General features: G+C 68.5%; 23 protein-coding genes. 10 read left to right on the top strand and 13 right to left on the bottom strand.

Annotation, left to right across the window (positions count from 1 at the left end; all coding sequences use genetic code 11):
• Nucleotides 1–481 precede the first annotated feature (481 nt).
• Nucleotides 482–1,213, top strand: a complete 732-nt coding sequence (locus tag NCCP_RS03000) for a polyprenol monophosphomannose synthase (RefSeq protein ID WP_149955666.1) — start codon at nucleotides 482–484, stop codon at nucleotides 1,211–1,213.
• Nucleotides 1,214–1,316: 103 nt separating this feature from the next.
• Here the strand turns inward: NCCP_RS03000 and NCCP_RS03005 are convergent, their stop codons facing one another.
• The 5 genes from NCCP_RS03005 to NCCP_RS03025 form a co-directional block, all read right to left on the bottom strand.
• Nucleotides 1,317–1,664: an RNA polymerase-binding protein RbpA gene (locus tag NCCP_RS03005; RefSeq protein ID WP_149955668.1), complete on the bottom strand. Its 348-nt coding sequence runs from the start codon at nucleotides 1,662–1,664 to the stop codon at nucleotides 1,317–1,319.
• 151 nt (nucleotides 1,665–1,815) lie between these two features.
• On the bottom strand, nucleotides 1,816–2,739 hold the full coding sequence (locus NCCP_RS03010; RefSeq protein ID WP_149955670.1) for an SPFH domain-containing protein: 924 nt from the start codon (nucleotides 2,737–2,739) through the stop codon (nucleotides 1,816–1,818).
• 125 nt (nucleotides 2,740–2,864) lie between these two features.
• Nucleotides 2,865–3,398, bottom strand: coding sequence for an NfeD family protein (locus tag NCCP_RS03015; RefSeq protein WP_225873645.1), 534 nt, complete (start codon nucleotides 3,396–3,398; stop codon nucleotides 2,865–2,867).
• 90 nt (nucleotides 3,399–3,488) lie between these two features.
• The gene (locus NCCP_RS03020; protein ID WP_149955672.1) at nucleotides 3,489–4,349 is read right to left on the bottom strand and encodes a putative RNA methyltransferase; all 861 of its coding nucleotides are present in this window, start codon (nucleotides 4,347–4,349) and stop codon (nucleotides 3,489–3,491) included.
• A 122-nt stretch (nucleotides 4,350–4,471) separates the two neighbouring features.
• Nucleotides 4,472–5,161, bottom strand: a complete 690-nt coding sequence (locus tag NCCP_RS03025) for a peptide deformylase (protein WP_149955675.1) — start codon at nucleotides 5,159–5,161, stop codon at nucleotides 4,472–4,474.
• Between the two features lie 101 nt (nucleotides 5,162–5,262).
• On the opposite strand from NCCP_RS03025, the gene NCCP_RS03030 reads away from it, so the two are divergent.
• Nucleotides 5,263–5,640, top strand: a complete 378-nt coding sequence (locus NCCP_RS03030; protein WP_172627271.1) for a VOC family protein — start codon at nucleotides 5,263–5,265, stop codon at nucleotides 5,638–5,640.
• A gap of 129 nt (nucleotides 5,641–5,769) precedes the next feature.
• Here the strand turns inward: NCCP_RS03030 and zapE are convergent, their stop codons facing one another.
• A complete protein-coding gene (gene zapE / locus NCCP_RS03035; RefSeq protein ID WP_172627272.1) occupies nucleotides 5,770–7,041 on the bottom strand; it encodes a cell division protein ZapE in 1,272 nt (423 codons plus the stop codon).
• A 752-nt stretch (nucleotides 7,042–7,793) separates the two neighbouring features.
• Here zapE and NCCP_RS03040 point away from each other — a divergent pair.
• The 3 genes from NCCP_RS03040 to NCCP_RS03050 all read left to right on the top strand — a co-directional run bounded on the left by NCCP_RS03040 (nucleotide 7,794) and on the right by NCCP_RS03050 (nucleotide 11,744).
• Complete coding sequence (locus NCCP_RS03040; RefSeq protein WP_149955679.1) at nucleotides 7,794–8,741, top strand: NADP-dependent oxidoreductase; 948 nt, start codon at nucleotides 7,794–7,796, stop codon at nucleotides 8,739–8,741.
• Between the two features lie 953 nt (nucleotides 8,742–9,694).
• Nucleotides 9,695–10,846, top strand: coding sequence for an NAD(P)/FAD-dependent oxidoreductase (locus tag NCCP_RS03045; RefSeq protein WP_225873646.1), 1,152 nt, complete (start codon nucleotides 9,695–9,697; stop codon nucleotides 10,844–10,846).
• 19 nt (nucleotides 10,847–10,865) lie between these two features.
• Nucleotides 10,866–11,744 (top strand): RNA polymerase sigma-70 factor, encoded by an 879-nt coding sequence (locus NCCP_RS03050; protein ID WP_263970117.1) that lies wholly within the window; start codon nucleotides 10,866–10,868, stop codon nucleotides 11,742–11,744.
• A gap of 185 nt (nucleotides 11,745–11,929) precedes the next feature.
• Here the strand turns inward: NCCP_RS03050 and NCCP_RS03055 are convergent, their stop codons facing one another.
• A complete protein-coding gene (locus tag NCCP_RS03055; protein ID WP_149955683.1) occupies nucleotides 11,930–12,469 on the bottom strand; it encodes a hypothetical protein in 540 nt (179 codons plus the stop codon).
• Nucleotides 12,470–12,803: 334 nt separating this feature from the next.
• Between NCCP_RS03055 and NCCP_RS03060 the strand changes: the two genes are divergently transcribed.
• Nucleotides 12,804–13,817: a DUF808 domain-containing protein gene (locus NCCP_RS03060; protein WP_149955685.1), complete on the top strand. Its 1,014-nt coding sequence runs from the start codon at nucleotides 12,804–12,806 to the stop codon at nucleotides 13,815–13,817.
• Nucleotides 13,818–13,831: 14 nt separating this feature from the next.
• On the opposite strand, the gene NCCP_RS03065 is transcribed toward NCCP_RS03060, so the two are convergent.
• The 5 genes from NCCP_RS03065 to NCCP_RS03085 form a co-directional block, all read right to left on the bottom strand.
• Nucleotides 13,832–14,200: a cupin domain-containing protein gene (locus tag NCCP_RS03065; RefSeq protein ID WP_149955687.1), complete on the bottom strand. Its 369-nt coding sequence runs from the start codon at nucleotides 14,198–14,200 to the stop codon at nucleotides 13,832–13,834.
• Nucleotides 14,201–14,397: 197 nt separating this feature from the next.
• On the bottom strand, nucleotides 14,398–14,592 hold the full coding sequence (locus NCCP_RS03070; RefSeq protein ID WP_149955689.1) for a DUF6480 family protein: 195 nt from the start codon (nucleotides 14,590–14,592) through the stop codon (nucleotides 14,398–14,400).
• Nucleotides 14,593–14,648: 56 nt separating this feature from the next.
• The gene (locus tag NCCP_RS03075; RefSeq protein WP_149955691.1) at nucleotides 14,649–15,092 is read right to left on the bottom strand and encodes a YtxH domain-containing protein; all 444 of its coding nucleotides are present in this window, start codon (nucleotides 15,090–15,092) and stop codon (nucleotides 14,649–14,651) included.
• Between the two features lie 231 nt (nucleotides 15,093–15,323).
• A complete protein-coding gene (locus tag NCCP_RS03080) occupies nucleotides 15,324–15,905 on the bottom strand; it encodes a hypothetical protein (protein ID WP_149955693.1) in 582 nt (193 codons plus the stop codon).
• The gene (locus tag NCCP_RS03085; protein ID WP_149955695.1) at nucleotides 15,902–16,522 is read right to left on the bottom strand and encodes a hypothetical protein; all 621 of its coding nucleotides are present in this window, start codon (nucleotides 16,520–16,522) and stop codon (nucleotides 15,902–15,904) included. Before NCCP_RS03085 ends, NCCP_RS03080 begins: the two co-directional genes overlap by 4 nt.
• A gap of 116 nt (nucleotides 16,523–16,638) precedes the next feature.
• On the opposite strand from NCCP_RS03085, the gene NCCP_RS03090 reads away from it, so the two are divergent.
• Nucleotides 16,639–17,028 (top strand): DUF3054 domain-containing protein, encoded by a 390-nt coding sequence (locus NCCP_RS03090; protein ID WP_149955697.1) that lies wholly within the window; start codon nucleotides 16,639–16,641, stop codon nucleotides 17,026–17,028.
• A 59-nt stretch (nucleotides 17,029–17,087) separates the two neighbouring features.
• Entirely contained in the window at nucleotides 17,088–17,366 is a 279-nt protein-coding gene (locus tag NCCP_RS03095; RefSeq protein WP_149955700.1) for an Lrp/AsnC family transcriptional regulator, read from the top strand.
• Between the two features lie 246 nt (nucleotides 17,367–17,612).
• Here NCCP_RS03095 and trpD read toward each other — a convergent pair whose 3' ends face one another.
• Nucleotides 17,613–18,674, bottom strand: coding sequence for an anthranilate phosphoribosyltransferase (trpD, locus tag NCCP_RS03100; protein WP_414727697.1), 1,062 nt, complete (start codon nucleotides 18,672–18,674; stop codon nucleotides 17,613–17,615).
• Between the two features lie 144 nt (nucleotides 18,675–18,818).
• On the opposite strand from trpD, the gene ctaE reads away from it, so the two are divergent.
• On the top strand, nucleotides 18,819–19,457 hold the full coding sequence (gene ctaE, locus NCCP_RS03105) for an aa3-type cytochrome oxidase subunit III (RefSeq protein ID WP_149955702.1): 639 nt from the start codon (nucleotides 18,819–18,821) through the stop codon (nucleotides 19,455–19,457).
• Between the two features lie 62 nt (nucleotides 19,458–19,519).
• On the top strand, nucleotides 19,520–20,308 hold the full coding sequence (gene qcrC / locus NCCP_RS03110) for a cytochrome bc1 complex diheme cytochrome c subunit (protein WP_149955704.1): 789 nt from the start codon (nucleotides 19,520–19,522) through the stop codon (nucleotides 20,306–20,308).
• Nucleotides 20,309–20,339: the final 31 nt, after the last annotated feature.

Consider the following 20,339-nt stretch of genomic DNA (forward strand, 5'->3'; position numbering starts at 1 on the left):
CGTGGGGTGACGTTGGTCGTCACTGGTCAGGAATCGGTTGACAGGGGGCACCTTCCGGATACGCTGGAGCTGCAACGGCGAACCCCTCCCACGCGGCTTAGGTCCCACGCGGCTTAGGTCCCACGTGGCTTGGGCGGGTTCGGCGCGCCGGGAATCCGGCGGCGGCACAGGGCAAGGCCCCGGGAACAGTAGAAAACAGGCATCCCTGCCACAGTCGTCTTTTCGGGGGATCCTGGTCCGAAGTTCCCGGGGTCTTTTCGCGCCCTTCCCGCCCGCCCTTCCCGCCCGGCTTTCCCGCCCGGACTGCCCGCCGGCAGGGCGCCGGAACCACTGCGGGGGCGGGGATATACTGGCACTTTGGTTTCCCGGCGTGCGCCGCATGGAGCGTCCATGCGTGCGGCCGGGAAAGGGGCCCGCGGTGCCGCGGGCCGGTTCGTCGGGCCCGCGGGCCCGTCCACGTGTGCAGAAGGGTACAAACCGCGTGCGGGTAGTCACCATCATTCCCACCTACAACGAGCTCGAGTCGCTGCCGCTGACCGTCGGACGGCTGCGGGCAGCCGTCCCGGACTCCGACGTGCTGGTTGTCGATGACAACAGCCCCGACGGGACCGGGCGCCTGGCCGACGAGATGGCGGCGGCGGATTCCAGCATCCATGTGCTCCACCGGACGGGCAAGGGCGGCCTCGGCGCCGCTTACATTGCCGGGTTCCGCTGGGCGCTGGAGCGCGGCTACGACGTGCTCGTCGAACTCGACGCCGACGGCTCCCACCAGCCCGAGCAGCTGCCCAGCCTGCTGGCGGAGATCCCGCGCGGGGCGGACCTGGTCATCGGCTCGCGCTGGGTCAAGGGCGGAAGCGTCGTCAACTGGCCGCTGCGCCGCAAGCTGCTTTCCCGTGCCGGCAGCCTGTACTCACGTATCATGCTCGGCATCGGCGTGCGGGACATCACCGCGGGCTTCCGGGCCTTCCGCCGCGAAACCCTTGAGGCCCTGGACCTCTCCGCGGTCGAATCGGTGGGATACGGATTCCAGGTGGACATGACCTTCCGGGTGGCCAAGCTGGGCAAGCGCATCGTCGAGGTGCCCATCACCTTCGTCGAGCGCGAGCTGGGCGTTTCCAAGATGAGCGGAAATATCGTGGTCGAGGCCATGCTCAACGTGACCAAGTGGGGACTGGCAGCCCGCTGGCGCAAGCTCGCCGGCCGGCAGGCCTAGCAGGGCACGGCCCGGGAACCGTCCCGGTATATGGAAGGGGTCCACACCGTTCAACGGTGCGGACCCCTTCCATATACCGGCCCGGGACGGCGGATGGCCTGCCTTAGGCGTCGACCTTTTCGCCGCGGGCGGCGCGGAGCTTGTCCAGGCGGTCCTTGAGGATCTGCTCGAGCTCTTCGACGGAACGGCGCTCCAGCAGCATGTCCCAGTGGGTGCGGACGGGCTTCTCGTTGCTGTCCACCGGCTTTTCGCCGTTGACCAACGTCGCTTCCTTGCCGGTCTTGGAGATCCAGGTCGGCGGGATTTCGGCCTCGGAGGAGAAGGTCACGAAGACCTGCTCGCCATCCTCGCAGCGGTACTCGACCCGCTGGCGCGGGGCCGGCTCGACGCCCGCCTCGGTTTCCATGCTCTGTGCGCCCAAGCGCATGCCGCGCAAACTGCGATCGCTCATGATTACTCCCTACTGCGTTCGAGAAGACGAAGGCTACTTGGATTCAACGTCTCCGGCGGGAATCACATTCCCGCCGGGACGGAAGACTCGAAGAAACCAGTATATCGTGCGGACAAGGCCCCTTCCGCGCCCCGGTCCATGCCTTCCCGGGCTACGGCGCCGGGGGCCGGGGGGCTTCCCTGTCCTCCGGCACCAGGTTTCCCAGGGCGCCGCCGATGCCCTTGAGCGCCTCCCCAACCTCGCTGGGGATGATCCAGAGCTTGTTGGAGGAGCCCTCGGCCAGCTTGGGAAGGGTCTGCAGGTACTGGTAGGCGAGCAGCTTCTGGTCCGGATTGCCGGCGTGGATGGCGTCGAAGACCTTCTGGATGGCCTGGGCCTCGCCGTCGGCGCGCAGGATGGCGGCCTTCGCGTCGCCCTCTGCCTTGAGGATCGCCGCCTGGCGGTGCCCCTCGGCCGTGAGGATGTCCGCCTGCTTGGTGCCCTCGGCGGTGAGGATCGCGGCGCGGCGGTCGCGTTCGGCGCGCATCTGCTTCTCCATGGAGTCCTGGATGGACAGTGGCGGGTCGATCGCCTTGAGTTCGACCCGTGACACGCGGATGCCCCACTTGCCGGTCGCCTCGTCCAGGACCCCGCGCAGTTGGCCGTTGATCTGGTCGCGGCTGGTCAGCGCCTCCTCCAGGTTCAGCCCACCCACCACGTTGCGCAGGGTGGTGGTGGTCAACTGCTCGACGGCCTGGATGTAGTTGGCAATCTCGTAGGTTGCCGCGCGCGGCTCGGTGATCTGGTAGTAGACCACGGTGTCGATGGAGACCACCAGGTTGTCCTCGGTGATCACCGGCTGCGGCGGGAAGCTCACCACCTGTTCACGCAGGTCCAGCAGCGGCAGCAGCCGGTCCACGAAGGGAATGAGCAGCGTCAGGCCCGGGTTGAGGGTCCGGTTGTACTTGCCCAGCCGCTCCACGATGCCCGCCCGGGCCTGCGGGATGATCCGCACCGCCCGGACCACGACGATGATGACGAAGACCGCCAGCACCGCCAGGACGATTGCGACGCCTGTGCCTGGAGAATCGAACATGCTACCCCCTTGTGTGGTGCACCGTGCGGCGCACCGTGTCGTGTACCCCTGCATGCGCCCGGCCGAAGGTCCGGGCCTGAAAATCTGCCGTGGCGGACGCCGCACGCGGTCCGGCACGCAACGGCTCAGCTGCCGGCGGCCCCGGCGGTGGAGGTCCGCCCCCGAACGGTGATGTAGGCGGTGGCCCCCTCGATACGGATCACGGTTCCGTAGGTGCCCGGCTCCAGCGGGGCCTCGTCCTCGCTGCGGGCGCTCCAGGTCTCGCCGCCGATCTTGGCGCTGCCGGCGATGCGGCTGGTTGGCTCCAGCACCAGCGCGTCCTCGCCGATCAGGCGGTCCACGTTGGTGCGCAGTCCGGGCGGACCCTTATGCAGGTGCCTGAGGGCGAGCGGGCGCAGGAACAGGACCATGGCCAGGGCCAGGACGCAGAACACCAGCGCCTGGAGCCAGAACGGCCCGCCGGCGAGCGCGACGAACACGGCTCCCAGGGCGCCGCCGGCGAGCATGATGAAGTACAGGTCCAGGGACATCATTTCCACGATGGCCAGGATCAGGAACAGCGCCAGCCAGAAGACCCAGCCGTTGGTCACGATCCATTCGAGCATGTTGTCCTCGCCGACCTTCCCGGGAGGGCCCGGCAGGCCCTCGCTTCCCTCCATCTTGCCCGATGCCCGGGCCCTCCCTCATCAGCCTTCAGGCGTATCTGGGCCCGTCCGCCCCGCGGGCGGATCGGCCAACAAGCCAATCAGCTAGCGGCGGGTGAACGCCTGGACGCGGAACGCCGCGGTGATCACCGGGGGCACGCCCCCGCGCTGCAGGCGCGCACGCAGCGCGGCGGCGTCCAGGTGGTGTCCGGCCGGGCCCATGACGGCCAGCCGCACGGCGTCGTCCACGTCCAGGCGCAGTTCGGTGCGGACTTCGCGCACGGGCCCGGCCGCGAAGCCGGGCCCCAGCGCGGCAGCCACCGTGGCCTCCTTGTCCGGGGCGATGGAGAGCAGGCCCAGGGATTCGGCGGCCTCGCCCAGGTGCCCGGGCAGGGGAGTGGCCACCACGGCGGCGCCCCCGGGGACGAGCACCCGGGCGAATTCGTCACCGTTGCGCGGGGCAAACACGTTCAGCACCACGTCCACCGCGGCGTCCCCCAGCGGCAGCGGGCGCCACAGGTCCCACACCACGGCGGTGGTTGCGGGCACCTTGGCGGCCCGGCGCATCGCGTACCGGGAGATGTCCAGTGCGACGGCGGAGGCGGGGCCGCCGGTGGCGGCGCGGAAGCTGTCCATCACCGCACCAAGGTAGTACCCGGTGCCGGCGCCGGCGTCGAGCACGCGAAGGTCCGCCGCCGCACCCGGAAGCGAGTCCAGCACGGCGGCCGCGACGGCCTCGGCCAGCGGAGCGTAGTGGCCGGCCCCCAGGAACTCGGCACGGGCGGCGACCATGGCCGCGGTGTCCTCGCGGAACGGGGTCCCCCGGCCGGTGAGCAGGTTGAAATACCCCTGCCTGGCGGCGTCGAAGCGGTGCCCCGCGGCGCAGAGCAGGGTGCGGGGCAGCCGTTCGAGTTCCTCCCCGCACACGGGGCACAACAGGGTGACGGGGCGGGTGGGAAGCGGCACGGCTCTGGTTCCTTCAACATCTATTTCAGGTATGTGCCCGCTGCGGCGGCGGAGCCGCGGGGGTTTCGGACCACTGTATCCGCGCCCGGGGCCGCGGCGCCTCCCCGGGACCGGGCGCGGGACTAGAAGCCCAGTCCGGCGCGGGCGCCCTCGATGCCGGGGGACGCCCAGCGTTGCAGGTAGTTGGCGTTGGTGGTGAGGCTGCGGGTCAGGGCCCGGTCGATGTACACGATCCCGTCGAGGTGGTCGGTCTCGTGCTGGAAGATGCGCGCCTGCCACCCGGAGAAGGCCTCCTGCCTGACAGCTCCACCGGGCTCCTCCCAGCGTGCGTCGATGTCCGCGGGGCGGTCGACGACGCCCTGGAACCCCGCGAAGGACAGGCAGCCCTCGTAGAAGGCGGCCCGGCGCGTCCCGCGGGGCGCATATGTGGGGTTCAGCGCGGCGAAGAAGTCCAGCGGACGGCGTTCGCGCACGTCGGCGGTTTCCGGGGAGACCTGGAACTGGTCCTCCAGCACGGCCATCCGCAGGGGGACGCCCAGCTGCGGGGCGGCCAGTCCGACGCCGGGCGCGGCGTGCATTACGGCGCGCATCAGGCGCAGGAAGCCATCCAGCAGCCCGTCGTCGAGCTGTCCGTCCACCTCCGCCGCGCGCATCCGCAGCGCCGGATGCCCCAGCTGCACGATGGGCGGCAGTTCGCCGGTGGTGCCGTGGCGTTCCACCATGGACCCGACGGTTTCGCGCAGCCACGCCGCGGAGGCCATGGTGGCGGGGGACGGATCGCTGGGGGAGCCCGTGGGGTGGCGGTCAGGCATTGCGTGGTTCCTTCGGGACAGGCGGGGTGGGCAGCGGGCATGGCTCCGGGCGGCCCCGGCCGAACCTCGACGCCCCGTGCCGAACAGAGCATAGTGGACCCATGGCCGACGATGCTGAGGTGACGCTGTCCGCCGTGGTCCTCGGAACCCCCGAGCCTGGCGCGCTGGCGCGGTTCTATGCGGCCCTGCTGGGTTGGGAACTGCTGCTTGAGGAGCGCGGCTGGGTCTCGATCGGCCCACCGGACGGCGGCGTGGGGCTGTCCTTCCAGGAGGAGGCGGAGCATGTTCCCCCCACGTGGCCGGCGGCCGCGGGGGAGCCGCAGATGCAACTGCATCTCGATTTCAGGGTGCGGGACCTGGAGGCCGCCAGCGCGAGGGCGGCCCGCCTGGGCGCCAGGCCGTCGGGCCACCAGCCCGAGCCGGGCGTCAGGGTCTTCGTGGATCCGGCCGGGCACCCGTTTTGCCTGTTCGAGGGCTAGGTCCCTTCAGGGCCAGGTTCCCTCAGGGCCAGGTTCCCTCAAGCCAGGGCCAGGGCCGCGGCCTGTTTCGGCGCAGGATCAATTCCGGTGCAGCGTCGGTTCCGGTGCAGGATCAGTTCCGGTGCAGGATCAGTTCCGCCGAAGGGCTGCGAGCCGGCTGGCCAGCCGTGAGGCGTCCACCGGGTGGCCAAGGGCCCTGGCCGGTTCGATGTCCCCGGCCCCGATGAGGTCAAGCCGCACGTCCTGGTCGTAGAGGACGTCGACCAGGTTGGCAAACCGCCTCCAGCCGCTGGGAGAAGCGTCCTTTAGGGCGGGGATGGAGCCGAGGACCCAGTGCCGGTGGGCCGCGGCAAGGGCCAGGTAGTCGGAGGTCGCCGAGGGGGCCTCACACAGGTCGGCGAACCGGAACCAAAGCTGCCCGCCGGTGGCCCGCCGGGCGGTGAAGGCGTGTGTTGTGGGCTTGACGAGGGCCTCCTCAGAGGGCGCGGGTTCCTCCAGGCCCGCGGAGGCCAGCTGCCCGGCAGTGCCGGGGACCAACAGGTGGCCGGCGGCGTAACCGGCCACCGGGTTGGACGGCCGCAGCGTGCGGTAGTCCACGGGGCCGGCGAGTTCCAGGACGGACATGCGCTCGGTGATCAAGCCGATCGCCGGCTCGAAGAGGTGGTGGAACATCGGGTCCGGAAGCAGGTCCTGCGGGGCGTAGTTGGAGGTGACCACCAACAGGATCCCGCGGGCAAAGATCTCGCGCAGCGCACGGGTCACCAGCATACCGTCGCCGGGATCGTGCACGTGGAACTCGTCGAAGAAGAGGATGCGTGCTCCTCCCAGCATTCCGTCAAGGGCCTCGGCGATGGCTGCGCCCTGGGCGCCGGCCGCAGAACCCGACGCCGACGCCGGCGTCTGGGCCGCCGGCCCGGCCTGCCGCTGCGTTCTGGCGGACTCCGGCGCTCCGACGGCAGGTGGCACTCCGGTGGCGTGGGCAGCGGTGGCGTGCCGCCGGGCTGCGATGCGGTCCTGCGAGGCCCGATGGGTGCGTGCATGGAGTTCGCGGAAGAAGCCGTGGAAGTGCACCCTGCGCACGGGCGCCCCGGCCAGGGAGTTGCACACGGAGTCCATGAGCCAGCTCTTGCCCCGCCCCGGCGGGCCCCAGACGTAGAGGTGCTCGCCCGGTGCCGCCGCTGGGGTGCGCCGGGCCAGCGCCCGCGCGGCGGAACCGGCCAGCGCGCCGGCGACGTGCAGCTGGCCGGCGTCGAGCACCAGGCCCTGGGCTGCCGCGGCCTCCTGCACCGCCTCCAGCAGCCGGGCCGGACGGTTCCTGCCCCTGCCGGTCCTCAGGGGGCCGATCCCGGCAGGGCCCTGCCGGGGGGCGGAAGCGAATGCGGGGGGCGGAGCGGAACTCATGGCTACGAGTGTGGCCCAGCGCACCGGTGCCAGGCAAAACGCGGCAGGCGGCTGCACGGGCCGTCGTTGGACGCTTGCACAACGGCGGGGCAGGGGGCGCATAGTTATGTCAACCAAGCGTTATCGGTCAACGAGCCGTGCGCTGGGGGCGCGGGGACCGGCCGCATTGGCCCGAGGCTCAGAGTGCACTCCGGCGATTTTGGAGTTTTTGGAGTTGGCGTCCACGCCGCGCGGGACGGAACCGGCGTGGACGGGTGCCGCCGACGCGGGATTCGGGCGGGCCGACTGAAGGGAAACGAGCGAAATTCAGGCCAAATTGGGGGATGTGGATCCAGGGGGAGAAAGGTCCGGATTTACGCCCGAACCCCTTCCGGAGACCCCCCAACAAAACGCCGATAATCTACATTATGTCAACTTATGCGCAGGAGGGCACCAGGGCGGCACCGGGAAGGCTCCCCCAACCGATTGTTGTCGGTCAAAAGGGCAGCCCGCCCCCATACTGCACCCCTTGGGCGTTGCGTCACCCGGTCCCGGCGGCCATCTCGCCATCCGAAGGTATCGCGGCGCCTTGGGCGGGACATTTTCGCATTGCATGACGCCGCGCTTGTGATCCCGGGGCCGAACACGTGCACCCATGTTGCGCGGGTAGCGCCCCTGGCCCGATACGGCGCCTCCCGGCCGGGGCGGAAGCCTGTCCAAAAGTGCCGGTCAGGCCCATGGCAGGAATGCCGCCCATGCGGAAGGGTGGAAACATGAAAGAAATCACCATGCGCGCCGTTCGCCAGGATGAGCTGGGCGGACCCGAGGTCCTGAAGATCGTTGATGTCCCCCGCCCCCAGGTTCGCGCCAATGAAATCCTTGTACGCGTCCACGCCGCTGGCCTTAACCCCACGGACTGGAAGCACCGCGCCACCGGCGGCTTCCTCGGGGAGCCACCCTTCACCCTGGGCTGGGACCTGTCCGGCGTGGTGGAGGAGACGGGAGTCGGGGTCGCCCGCTTCCGGGTCGGCGACGAGGTCATGGGCATGCTCTCGTACCCTTTCGGCCACGGTTCCCACGCGGAGTACGTCACCGCACCGGCCCGCTGGTTCGTGCGCAAGCCCCACAGCATCGACCACGTGGAGGCCGCGGCCCTGCCGCTTGTGTCGCTGACCGCCTGGCAGGCCCTCGTCGAGAATGCCGGCCTTCAGGCCGGCCAGCGCGTCCTCATCCATGCCGCCGCCGGCGGCGTGGGCCACGTCGCCGCGCAGATCGCCAAGGCCCGGGGAGCCCATGTCACCGGCACGGCGAGCAAGGGTAAACACGAATTCCTGCGCAGCATCGGTGTCGATGAAGCAATCGACTACCGCACCACCGACTTCGCCGAAGCTGTGGCGAACGCGGATGTCGTACTCGACACCCTTGGCGGGGATCACTCGATCCGGTCCTTGCATGTGGTCCGTCCCGGCGGGGCCGTGGTGTCCATCGTGCCTGTCGGGACGGAGGAGTTCTACGAGGAAGGGAAACGGCTGGGAGTTCGCGCGATCCGGATGCTGGTCGACTCTTCCCATGCCCACCTGGACGCGATCACCGAACTTGTCGAGGCTGGGCAGCTGCGCGCCACGATCGCCGCGGCCTTCCCGCTCGCTGAGGCCGCCGAAGCCCACCGGCTGGGCGAGACCAACCGAACGAGCGGCAAGATCGTCCTCACGATGCCCTAGCCGAAACGTCCCCCACGCACTGGCGGGCTGCCCTCGGTGCGGGGGCCTGCCCGCGGCCAACCCCGCACCGCGGGCAGGCCCGCGCACAAGCCATTCACACTTGGCCGTGCTCCGCGGCCGGACGGCGTGTCCCAGTGCGGCGGACCCATGTTTCGACCTGCAGATCACCACTACGCCTGTCACGCATCCCCGGAGCAGTCGGAGGGAACACTCACGGCGGGATGCGCCCGGGCGGCCGGGGGAAATCCGGGCACCCGGGCCATGCCCTTGAAGGGGTGGTAAACATCAACTTGATGACAAGGGCCCACTCCCCCGCGCTCCGCTGCCATGTATCCCGTCCTTCCCGGTCCGGCGGTCATTTCGCCCCTCAGAGGTGAGTATTTACCGAAGTCCCCGGGCGGATTCGGGGTCGGGACGCTGCGGCTATCGGGCTTCACGGCGTGGTGTGGATGGATGTCACCGCCATGCACTAAAGGCACATCATTCCCTGTACCCTCCGGGACCGCGACGCCATCCGTGCGAGTTGATGAGTGCTTCCCGGCACGGTCTTGCAACGGGAAGGATGTAAGACGAGTCGGCCAGGCAGGATGCCAGTCCCTGGGAAGGGCCATCCAGGGCGGCTGCCGATCTCTTGGCGGACGCCGATTTGAGCGATCCCTCGGTGGAGTGTGGACTGGACGGTGCCAGGTCCCGATCGAGGCAGGCGGGGGTGCGCCGGCGCCCATGGGGCCGTGGGTGGTGGTGATTTGGCTGGTGGCGACACGCTGCCGGAGGTCCGGCGTTTGGCCGTGCCGGAGGGATTAGGGTTCAGTGGCGGAGGCGAGGATTGCCTGGGGCGCAGCCCCTAGTCAGGTGCCGGGTTTCTTGGCCGTGTCACGTTTCGGTCCCCTGCGGTGTCCTATGTTCAAACGTTCGTCCAGCGATAGGAGTCTGCAGTGTCAGCACGTTGTCGGGTGGTTATCATCGGTGCCGGATATGCCGGGGTCATGGCCGCGAACAGGCTTGCCGGAAGCCGGCAGTTGTCTGATTCCATCAGCATTACTGTCCTCAACCCGGTTGCCGAGTTCGTGGAAAGAATCCGTCTTCACGAGGTCGCGGCCGGAAGCCGGGAATCAGCCTCAGTACCGATGAGCTCTCTTCTGCATGAGGGTGCGAAGGTGGTCGAAGGCACCGCTTCGCGTATCGATCCTGAACGCCGCAAAGTGTACTTATCAGACGCCAGTGCCCCGCTCGACTACGATGTCCTGCTGTACGCCGTGGGGAGCACCCAGGCATCGAGCAGGATCCCGGCCGGAGCGTACGGGCTGAAGGATGCCGGGGACGCACGCCGTGTGCAGGCGAGGCTGTCCCAGTTGGATCCGGGCGCGACCGTCAGCATCATCGGAGCCGGCCTGACCGGCATCGAGGTTACTGCCGAAATTGCGGAAAAATATCCGCAGCTGCAGGTGCGTCTCATTTCCCGCGGAGCCATCGCGGAGAACCTCTCCGGATCCGGCCGGCAGGCGATCATGACACGGCTTTCAGCCATTGGTGTCGACTTGGTGGAGAACACCGAAGTGCAACGCTGCGATGATTTTTCGGTCATGACTTCCGGCGGTGACACCCTGCAATCTGACTGCACGATCTGGACCGCCGGATTCACCGCACCGGACCTGGCACGGGACAGCGGGCTGCCAACGGACTCCTTGGGGCGCCTGATGGTCAACGAATCGCTTTCGTGTCCGCAATACCCCGACATTTTCGGTGCAGGCGATGCCATACGCGCCCCCCAGACGGTCGGCGGTCACCTGCGCATGAGCTGCGCGACGGCCCTGCCACTTGGTGCCCACGCGGCCGACAGCATCATCGCCCGCCTCGAAAAACGAACTCCAACCCCGCTTTCGGCCGGATACATGCTCAGGTGTATCAGCCTGGGCCGCCGCTCGGGGCTTGTTCAAACCGTGCGTGCCGACGACCGGCCGCGCCGTTTCGTTCTTCGGGGCCGCCTCGCTGGATTGGCGAAAGCGCAGATGTGCCAAATGACGCTTTCATGGATCAGGGGCGAGCGTCGCCGGAGTGGTTCGTACACCTGGCCCAAGGGCCCCCGGCCGGTGGAAGCCAGGTAAGGCTGTGGAAAGCGCCGGAGTGTTCGAGGAACACCGTTCCCTGCTTTTCACCATTGCCTACGAAATCACCGGGACCGCGACCGATGCCGAGGACGTCGTTCAGGACAGCTTTCTGAGATGGTCCCAGGTTGATGCGAAAACTGTCCAAAATCCGCGCGCCTATCTCGCCAAAACGGTCACGCGTCAAGCGCTGAATTCCCTCAGGGCAGCCCAACGACGCCGGGAAGACTACATCGGTCCGTGGCTCCCGGAGCCTGTGGTCACGGCCCCGGACGTCGCTGAGCATGCCGTACTGAGTGAAGCGCTGTCTTTTGCGATGCTCGTGGTGCTTGAGACACTCTCCCCCGATGAGCGCGCCGTTTTCGTCCTTCGCGAGGTTTTCGATTTTCCCTACGCGGAGATCGCCGAAGCCACGGACAAGTCGCTCGCGGCCGTCCGTCAGATGGCAAGCCGGGCAAAGGCGCACGTCCGCGCACGGCAACCGCGCTTCGAGGTGGATGCACAGCGGCAACGGGCGGTTGCCGACCGGTTCCTCGAGGCTCTGCTGGGAGGCGACATGCAGTCCCTGATGGATACCCTCGCCCCGGGCGCCGTCCTGCTCTCCGATGGCGGAGGAAAAGTCACAGCGGCCCGCAAACCCGTTATCGGCGCAGACAACATCACCCGCTTCCTTGCCGGAATCGCTAAAACCCCGGTGCCCCAGATGCGGGTGGAACTGTCATCCCTCAATGGAATGCCGGCCCTCGTCGTATACAGCGGAGACAGGGTCGACGTTGTGGCACTTGTTGAATCAAACAACGAGTACGTTACCGGCATCTACCTCGTACGGAATCCGGACAAACTCGGCGCGACCACCGAGGCCCGCGCCTTCCACTACGTCATCACCGCCGGAAAGTGAGTTTTGCAACGGCCCTTTGAAATCGCCGGAGGGATGCACGACGGTTGTGTCGAGACATAAGGTCCCCGGATTCAGGTTTCAGCCCCGGCCGGCCTTCCTCCCTATTCGGAGCCTTGCGCGGCAGGGGCTCCCCGTAACGATGTGCGGGGAGCCCCACCACGCCCGAGCCGGCGCGGTGCAGCAGGTCAGCGTCCGCCGATCACGCCCTTTTCGACCGCCTTGGTGACCGCGTCGGCCTCCTGCTGCGTCAGGGTTCCGTCCCCGACCGCCGTATCCAGCCTGGACTTGAGCTTGGCCGCACGCTCGCTCTGCCGCGCCTCACGAATCTCTTCCAGGGCCGCAGTGACCTTGTTTTCCTCAACGTCGAGCGATTCGGCCAGAGATACTGCCAGCGCCGAGTCCCTGGCCGAACGGTCCGGCTTGGTGGCGCCGCCGGCGTTCTCGACGGTCCGGTTCGCTTCCCTGAACGCTTCCAAGGCCTCGGCCACTTTGGCTTCCTCGACGCCGAGCCTGGTGGCCAGGTCCGCCGCCAGTTCTCCCCGGTCACCGTGGTGCCCGCCCCTGCCCTGCATGGAGTTGCTCTCCTCCCCGGCCGCGCTGGAGGTGGTCTCCGACGTGGAGGCCGGCAGCTCGGATGCCGACGCGGCCCCCGCAAGGCCCAGCCCTGCGGCCAGCGCCAGCGCAGCGGCGGAAGTTCCCAGCGTGATGGTTTTTCTCGTTGCCATATTCGTTTCCCTCCATGGGCCGCCACAGGCGGTGCCGTCGGTTGGCCGGCGGGGTTTCACCGGCCACCCTCCACCCTCCTCAAGCCGGTTGAAACGGACCTGTCATGGGGCTATCAACGGGCTGTGCGCTTCCGGCCCGCATGCCTGCCGAAGGGAAGCTGAAGGCCGATTGCTTTGCCCGGTGCACTCCGCTTGCCACGCAGCCCGCGGTCAACGCGCGTCACTTTCCAGCGGCGGACAGCCTGCCGCCTTATGCTCTGAATATGCCTACCATGCGCCTCATCCCCAAACTCCACGCCCAGCCTTCCGCCGGCAAACGGTTCAGGGGCAACCTGTGAGCGGCGGTCTCGTCGCGCTGCTGGACGACATCGCCGCCCTGGCCCGCATAGCGGCCGCTTCGGTGGACGACGTCGCTGCCGGGGCCACCAAGGCGGGGGCCAAGGCCGCCGGCGTGGTGATTGACGACGCCGCCGTCACCCCGCAGTACGTATCCGGGGCGGATCCGTCCCGCGAACTGCCGATGATCAAGCGCATCTTCTGGGGCTCGCTCCGGAACAAACTGCTGATCATCCTGCCGGCCCTGCTGCTCATCAGCGCCTTCATCCCGGGGGTCGTTCCCTTCATCCTCATGCTGGGTGGCACCTACCTCTGCTACGAGGGCGCCGAGAAGGTCTGGCATAAGCTGCGCGGCCACCACGCGGGGGAAACGGCGCCGGCGGTCCAACAGGGCCCGGAGGCGGAGGCCAAGGTCACAAAGGGGGCCATCACCACCGATTTCATCCTGTCCTGCGAGATCATGGTCATCTCAATGAACGAGGTGGCCGATGAGCCCCTGTGGGTCCGGGCGGTCATCCTGGTCGTCGTGGCGCTCGCGATCACCGTGATTGTGTACGGCGCCGTCGCACTCATCGTCAAGATGGACGACATGGGCCTGCACCTGGCCGGCAGGAAATCTCCGGGCTCCCGGCGCCTCGGTGAACTGCTTGTCAAGGGAATGCCCGCCGTACTGGCCGCGATCACCTTTATCGGGACGATCGCCATGCTCTGGGTTGGCGGTCACATCATGCTCCAGGGTGCCTATGACCTCGGCTGGCACGGGCCGTATGACCTGGTCCACGCCCTTGAGGGCCCTGTCGCCGGAATCCCGGTGGCCGGCAGCGCCCTGGCCTGGCTCGTGAACACCCTGTGCTCGGCCGTCCTGGGACTGGCCTGGGGCCTCGCCGTCATGGCCATCGTGCACCCGCTGCTCAAAGTGCTCCCGTTCGGCAGGAAGGGCGGGCACGAAGAGGGAGACCTCCGTGCCGCCGCCGCCGGCTACCGCCCGGGCGAACGCGACGCCACTCCCTAGCCCTGGCGCTTGGTTTAGCCGTGGCGCTTGGCGTAGTCGGCGTAGCCCTGCCAGTCCAGGACCACGCACGGCTCATTGCCGATGACCCATGCGTCGTGGCCCGCGGGGATGGACAGGTAGTCGCCGGCGGTGAACTCGTTTTCCTCGCCGTCGTCCATGACTACCTTGATCCGCCCGGACAGCACGTAGCCGACGTGGGGCGCCTGGCAGCTGTCCGTCTGGACAATCGGCTTGACGTGCTTGGACCACTGCCAGCCGGGCTCGAAAACGGCCCGGCCGACCACGCCCGCCTCCAGATTGACCAGGTCCACCCTGCCTTTGCCGTCCTCGAAGGGCCGGGTTTCCTCGGGTTCGTCCAGACTCTTGCGGATCATGCCTGCCATGGGGACCTCCTGTGAACCACGACTTTGGATCAGATCGCGACAGCTTCCAGTATGGAAACCTCCCGGGGAGCCGGTCAATGGATCGGCCGGTCGCCGTGGAGGCAGCCAGGTTGGCCCCAGGCTGGACACAGCCCGGACATGAAATCGCCAGGGTAGGTGTACCGTCTTCGCGACAGCACACCCGCCCTGGCGGGGACTTACTCGTCGTGACCCTGGTCAGCGCTCATCTGGTCCTCGGCCGGCGGAGTCTCTCCCGGGGGAACACCGCCGCCGGGTTCAAGCCCCGTGATCCTCTGGGCCAGCGGATCCGGGTTCGCCGAGGCTGCCTGGTCCGTGGAGGCGCGCTTCCCGCCTCCATCCTCAAAGGGTTCGTCCTGCCGGCTTCTATCCATTGCCACCACTCCCCTTGCTGGCCTTGGCCCCATAACTGGCCTTGGCCCGCCGGCTGTTACAGGCCGGCGGTTGGCCCGCCGGGCGCCGTTCCGCCCTCACCGGCCTGGTCCCCCTCGTCGGCCGAGGCGGGAACAGACAGGTCATTGGCTCCGGCTTGGGTGTCCCGATCCAGCCCGGTGTGGCCGCCGTACCCCTGGTCGATGTCTGCCGCGGATCCCTGGCTGGCCTCCGCCGCGGATCCCTGGCTGGCCTCCGCCTGCCCGCGGCGGGAGGGCTGGATCTTCTCTTTGACGGTGGAGGCGGCACCGGCCACTGCGTGCCCGACTTCGGGCGCCTTGGCCTTGACCGTTTCCTCCACATGGTGGACGGCTTCCTGGGTCTTGGGATTCCTCCAGAAATCCTGCGCACTGGCCACGATCCGGTCGTAGGTTTCCCGGCCGGACCGGGAGCCGAGCAGGAACCCCACGGAGGCTCCGACGATAAAAGTCAATGGCCGCATGTCTTCTCCTCAGGGCTGTGGGGCCGTCCAGGCGCTTGGCCGGCGCTACCGGCGGAACGCTTGGACAGCGGTGATGCTCAGCATCCTTGTGGGGATCCAGGGGCACGTCAAGACCTGGGACCGCGGCTGCCGTCGGAGGTGGAGATTCGCGGGGGTGCCGCAGGGGATCCCGTGCCACCCTCCGGCCGCCCCGCCTGGCCGGAAGCAGCCGGCGTGGCTCCGTCCGAACGGCTAGCGGAGCAGCATCCCGACGCCCGTGCAGGCGCAGGCCCACAGCACGCTGGCAAAGGTTCCCAGGATGAACCGCTCGGCCGCCCCGTCCTTGTCCAGTTCCGAGTACCGCCCCAGTCCCTTGACGGCAAGGACCACGGCGAGGCCTTCGGGCCACCCGGCCCACAAGGTCGCGGCGATCCCCGTCCGTTCGAGCAGGCCGATCCACGTTCCCCCCCGCAGCGCTGCGGCCCCTGAGGCGGCCGCCAGGGCGCCCGCGGCGGCGCCGGCACCCTCGGGGGTGCCCGCACCGGCTTCCGCCTCCTCCAGGTCGGCCCGCCGGGACAGCCGCAGGACCGCCACTGTGAGGGGCCCTCCACCCAGCGTGGCAGCCGCCACGGAAAAGGCCACCGCCACCGGCGCCGCCGGTCCCGCCGAACCGTCGGAGGCAAGGGCCACCACCGCGGAGGTACCCAGCAGCACCGACTGGACCACGGCGAACCCGTACAGCGCCCGGTATCCCCGGCCGCGGAAGCGGGCAAAGTACTGGGGCAGGCCCACGATTCCCGACATCACCAGCAACACCAGGGCCAGGGCGCTCATGCCACTCCCCCGCTGCGCTCGCCGGCCGCGTCGGCGGAGTCGGACAGCCGTCCCAAGGCGGCCCCGGCCTCGCGAAGCAGCGCACGCGTGGGCTGCCACAGGCCCGCGGCCAGCCGCGCCGACACCGCCTGCTGGGTGATGCCCAGCCGCTCCGCGGCTTCCCGCTGGGAGAACCCCTGTTCGATCAGCAGCCCCGCCTCGGCCGCAGCCGGGCTGCGGCGCGCCTCCAGTTCGGCCACCAATTGCAGTTCAGCCTCCAGCCGGGGTCCCTCCGGCTCCGGACCCACGACGGCCAGCGAGGCCGGAGAATGCTTGGCCCGTTCGACGGCGGCGCGTGCGTTCTCGAACGCGGGACCCGCTCCGGCGCGGGTCTGCGCGGGCAGCGGCAGGCGCACCGCTCCAACCCCCACCCCGATGCTCCAGGCCCGGGTTGCGGCCACCTCGAGGGCCAGGGCGGCGGCGGCAGGACCGTCGTCGAGCACGCCCTGCAGCTCGTCTCCGGCCGTGCGCTCGAAGGGACGCACCAAGGGATATCCGGTGTTCAGCCGGTCGATCAGCTGGTCCACAAGGTCGGCACGGCGGCGCGAGGCCCGCTGGTCAATGGTGGCGACAATCACTCCACAAGGCTATCGGCTTGTAGGTCAAACTACAAGGCTCAGGGCTTGTGGGCTCGGTGCTTGTGGGCTCAGCCCGGACTCCGGTCCTGCCCGGCAGCGCGCCTAATATTAAAGGTATGGACCGCCGCAGCCCCTGGATTCCTTTGTTCCTCCTGGACGCCCTGCTGGTGGTGCTTTTCGCCGCCCTGGGCCGCCAGTCCCACGAGCACGGGCTGACCCCACTGGGCATCCTGCAGACGGCGGCCCCGTTCCTGGCCGCGCTGGCCCTCTTCACCTGGGCCACACGGCCGCGTGCGACCATCTCCCGGACGTGGCCCGCCGGGGTCATCGTCTGGGCCGGCACCGTCGTGCTGGGCCTGGCGCTGCGCGTAGGCACCGGCGCCACCGCCGCCGTGCCCTTCGTCGTCGTCACCGCCGTGACCCTCGGGGTGTTCCTGCTGGGCCGCCGCGCCGCCGTCGGGCTGGCCGCCCGCCGCAAGGTGCGCGCCGGGCGCGCGGTGAACTAGGCTCGGAGGCAGTGCCGCCGGTCCGCCCGCGGCGACAGCAAAAAGTGGAGGCAAAGAGCGTGGTTACCGCATTTGTGATGATTCAGACCAAGTCAGACCGCATCCCGGAGTGCGCCCAGGAAATCTCGGAGATCGACGGCATCAGCGAGGTCTACTCCGTTGCCGGCGACTGGGACCTGATCGCCGTGGTCCGCGTCCGCCAGCACGAGCAGCTGGCGGAAGTCATCGCCAACCGGCTCTCCAAGGTGGAGGGCGTGCTGGAGACCTCCACCCACATCGCGTTCCGCGCCTACTCCCGGCACGACCTCGACGCCGCCTTCTCCCTCGGGCTCGAGTAGCGGCGGGTCCCGGGAAGCCGTGCCCGGGGCAGCCACTGCCGGGCACGGAAAAAAGGGGGGGCACCGGCCGGCGGCCGGTGCCCCCCCTTTTTTTCCGTGCGGCACCTTTTTCCGTGCGGCACCGCGTCGAGACTGTTGCCTTTCCGGGCCAGTGGCCGGCCGGAGGTCGGGTTCGAACTGTGCAGTTCTGGCGCAGTTCCGGCGCAGGCCGGGGCAGGCCGGGGGCATGCCGGGCGCCCGGCAGGCTCAGGCGGAGGAGGAGGCGGCCACCCACCGCTCCAGCGCGGCGGCCGCCCGGCCCGAGTCAATGGCCTCCTCCGCGCGGACCTTCGCCGCGGCGAGCCGCTCGTGCAGCGGGCCGTCCGCCGTTGCCGCGTAGGCCACCAGCGCGGCGGCGGCATTGAGCACGACGGCGTCGCGTACCGGGCCCCGCTCCCCGCCCAGGACGCGCCGGACCACAGCGGCATTTTCCGGAGCCAGCCCCCCACGCAGGTCCTCCAGCGTGGCCCGCGCAATGCCGAGGTCGCGCGCGTCGAGCGTACTCTCGGTGATCCTGCCCTCACGGACCTCCCACACGCGGTTGGACGAGGTCGTGGTCAACTCGTCAAGGCCGTCGTCGCCGCGGAACACCAGGGCGCGGCTGCCGCGGACCGCCAGCGCGCCGGCCATCAGCGGGGCCATTCGCGCATCCGCGCAGCCGATCGCCGAGGCACTGGGGTTGGCCGGGTTGATCAACGGTCCCAGGAAGTTGAACACAGTCGCCACGCCCAACTCACGGCGGGGCACGGCGGCGAAGCGCATGGACGGGTGGAAGACCTGCGCGAAGCAAAAGGTGATGCCCGCGGCGTCCAGCACGGATTCAAGACCCTCCGGCGGCACCTCAAGGCGGACACCCAGGGCTTCAAGCACGTCCGCCGACCCGGACGAGGAAGACGAGGCCCGGTTGCCGTGCTTGACGATCCGGGCACCGGCACCGGCGCACACCAGGGAGGCCATGGTGGAGATGTTGACGGTGTTCTGGCGGTCGCCTCCGGTTCCGACGATGTCCAGCTTCTCGCCCGGAATGTGCAGCGGCCGCGCATTGGCGACCATCGCATCGACGAATCCGGTGAGCTCCTCCACGGTTTCGCCCTTGGCGCGCAGTGCCACCAGGAAACCGGCGATCTGCACATCGCTGGCGTTTCCGGCCATGATCTCCCCCATGGACCATGCGGCGTCCCCGCGGGAAATGTCTTGGCCACCAATCAAAGTGGTCAACACCGAGGGCCAGTTAGGGAACTTCTTCGGGGCTGGAATCGTTGGCACCAGACAAGGTTATCTACGTTTTGTAGAAAGTGCGGAATTGTTAATCCCTTGTGATTCCGGGGATCCAGGGGCTGAGCAGCTCCCAGAGCCGCCACTCCGGGCCTGTTGCATTGGTGTGCCCGGCACTTTTATAGACATAATGGCTCTGTGACAACTGCGACTCATGCCATAAATGCCCCGGCGCACGCTGCGCCGAACCGTCCCAACATGGTGTCGGTGGGAACTGTCGTCTGGCTTTCCAGCGAGCTGATGTTCTTTGCCGCGCTCTTCGCCATGTACTTCACGCTGCGTGCCGCGGCCCCCGAGATGTGGGCTACGGAGAGCGCTAAGCTGAACGTGCCGTTCGCCCTGATCAACACGATCATCCTGGTGTCCAGCTCCTTCTCCTGCCAGATGGGCGTCTTCCGCGCCGAAGACCTGAAGCCCCGCCGCACCGGCGGCCTCTTCAACTTCAAGGAATGGGGCATGGTCGAATGGTTCATCCTGACCTTCATCCTCGGTGCCATCTTCGTCTCCGTCCAGGCGTACGAGTACACCGAGCTGGTCCACCACGGCGTCGCGCTTAACTCCAACGCCTACGGATCCGCCTTCTACATGACCACCGGGTTCCACGGCCTCCACGTGGCGGGCGGCCTGATCGCCTTCCTGCTAGTCATTGGACGCGCCTACATCGCGCGCAACTTCGGCCACTTCGAGGCGACCTCGGCCATCGTGACGTCGTACTACTGGCACTTCGTCGACGTCGTCTGGATCGCCCTGTTCGCGATCATCTACTTCCTGAAGTAGCACCGGCCAAACCCGGCCCCCGGCATTACAAGACCCAAGAAACTCTAGTGAGGAACCAGCAAGTGAAGGCTCTTTCGCAAAGGCGCCGCCATCCGCTCGCCGCCGCAGCCCTGCTCCTGATCGGACTGGTCGCCACCGGCGGCCTGTACACGGCTGCCGGCAGTGTCAACGAGGCCAAGGCCTCGACTGTCTACACCGCGAGCGATGTCGAAGAAGGCAACAAGCTCTTCGTCGCCAACTGCGCCACCTGCCATGGCCTCAATGCCGAGGGCACGCCGAACGGCCCCTCCCTGGTTGGCGTCGGAGCTGCCTCCGTCGACTTCCAGGTGGGTACCGGCCGCATGCCGATGCAGATGCAGGGCCCCCAGGCCCAGGCCAAGCCGGTGCAGTTCTCCGACGAGCAGATTGTCCAGCTCTCCGCATTCGTTGCCTCCCTCGGTGCCGGTCCCGCAGTGCCGCACGAGGAATGGCTCGACACCTCCCTGGGCAACTCGGCCAACGGTGGGGCGGTCTTCCGCACCAACTGCGCCATGTGCCACAACGCAGCCGCCGCAGGCGGTGCCCTGACCCGCGGAAAGTTCGCCCCGTCCCTGGACGGCGTGTCCGAGGCCCACATCTACGAGGCCATGGTCACCGGCCCGCAGAACATGCCGGTGTTCAACGACTCCAACATCTCCCCCGAGGAGAAGCGCGACGTCATCACCTTCCTGAAGGAAATCGAGTCGCAGGGTTCCCCGGGCGGTGCCGCCCTTGGTTCGCTGGGGCCGGTCTCCGAGGGCCTGTTCATCTGGACGGCGGGACTGGGAATCATCATCGCCTTCACTATCTGGCTGACCTCCCGCTCCTCCTAAAGGCCTGCCGGCGGCCCGCAACGGCCGGTTC

The organism is Zafaria cholistanensis (genome assembly GCF_008580665.1).
Taxonomy (GTDB): Bacteria; Actinomycetota; Actinomycetes; order Actinomycetales; family Micrococcaceae; genus Zafaria; species Zafaria cholistanensis.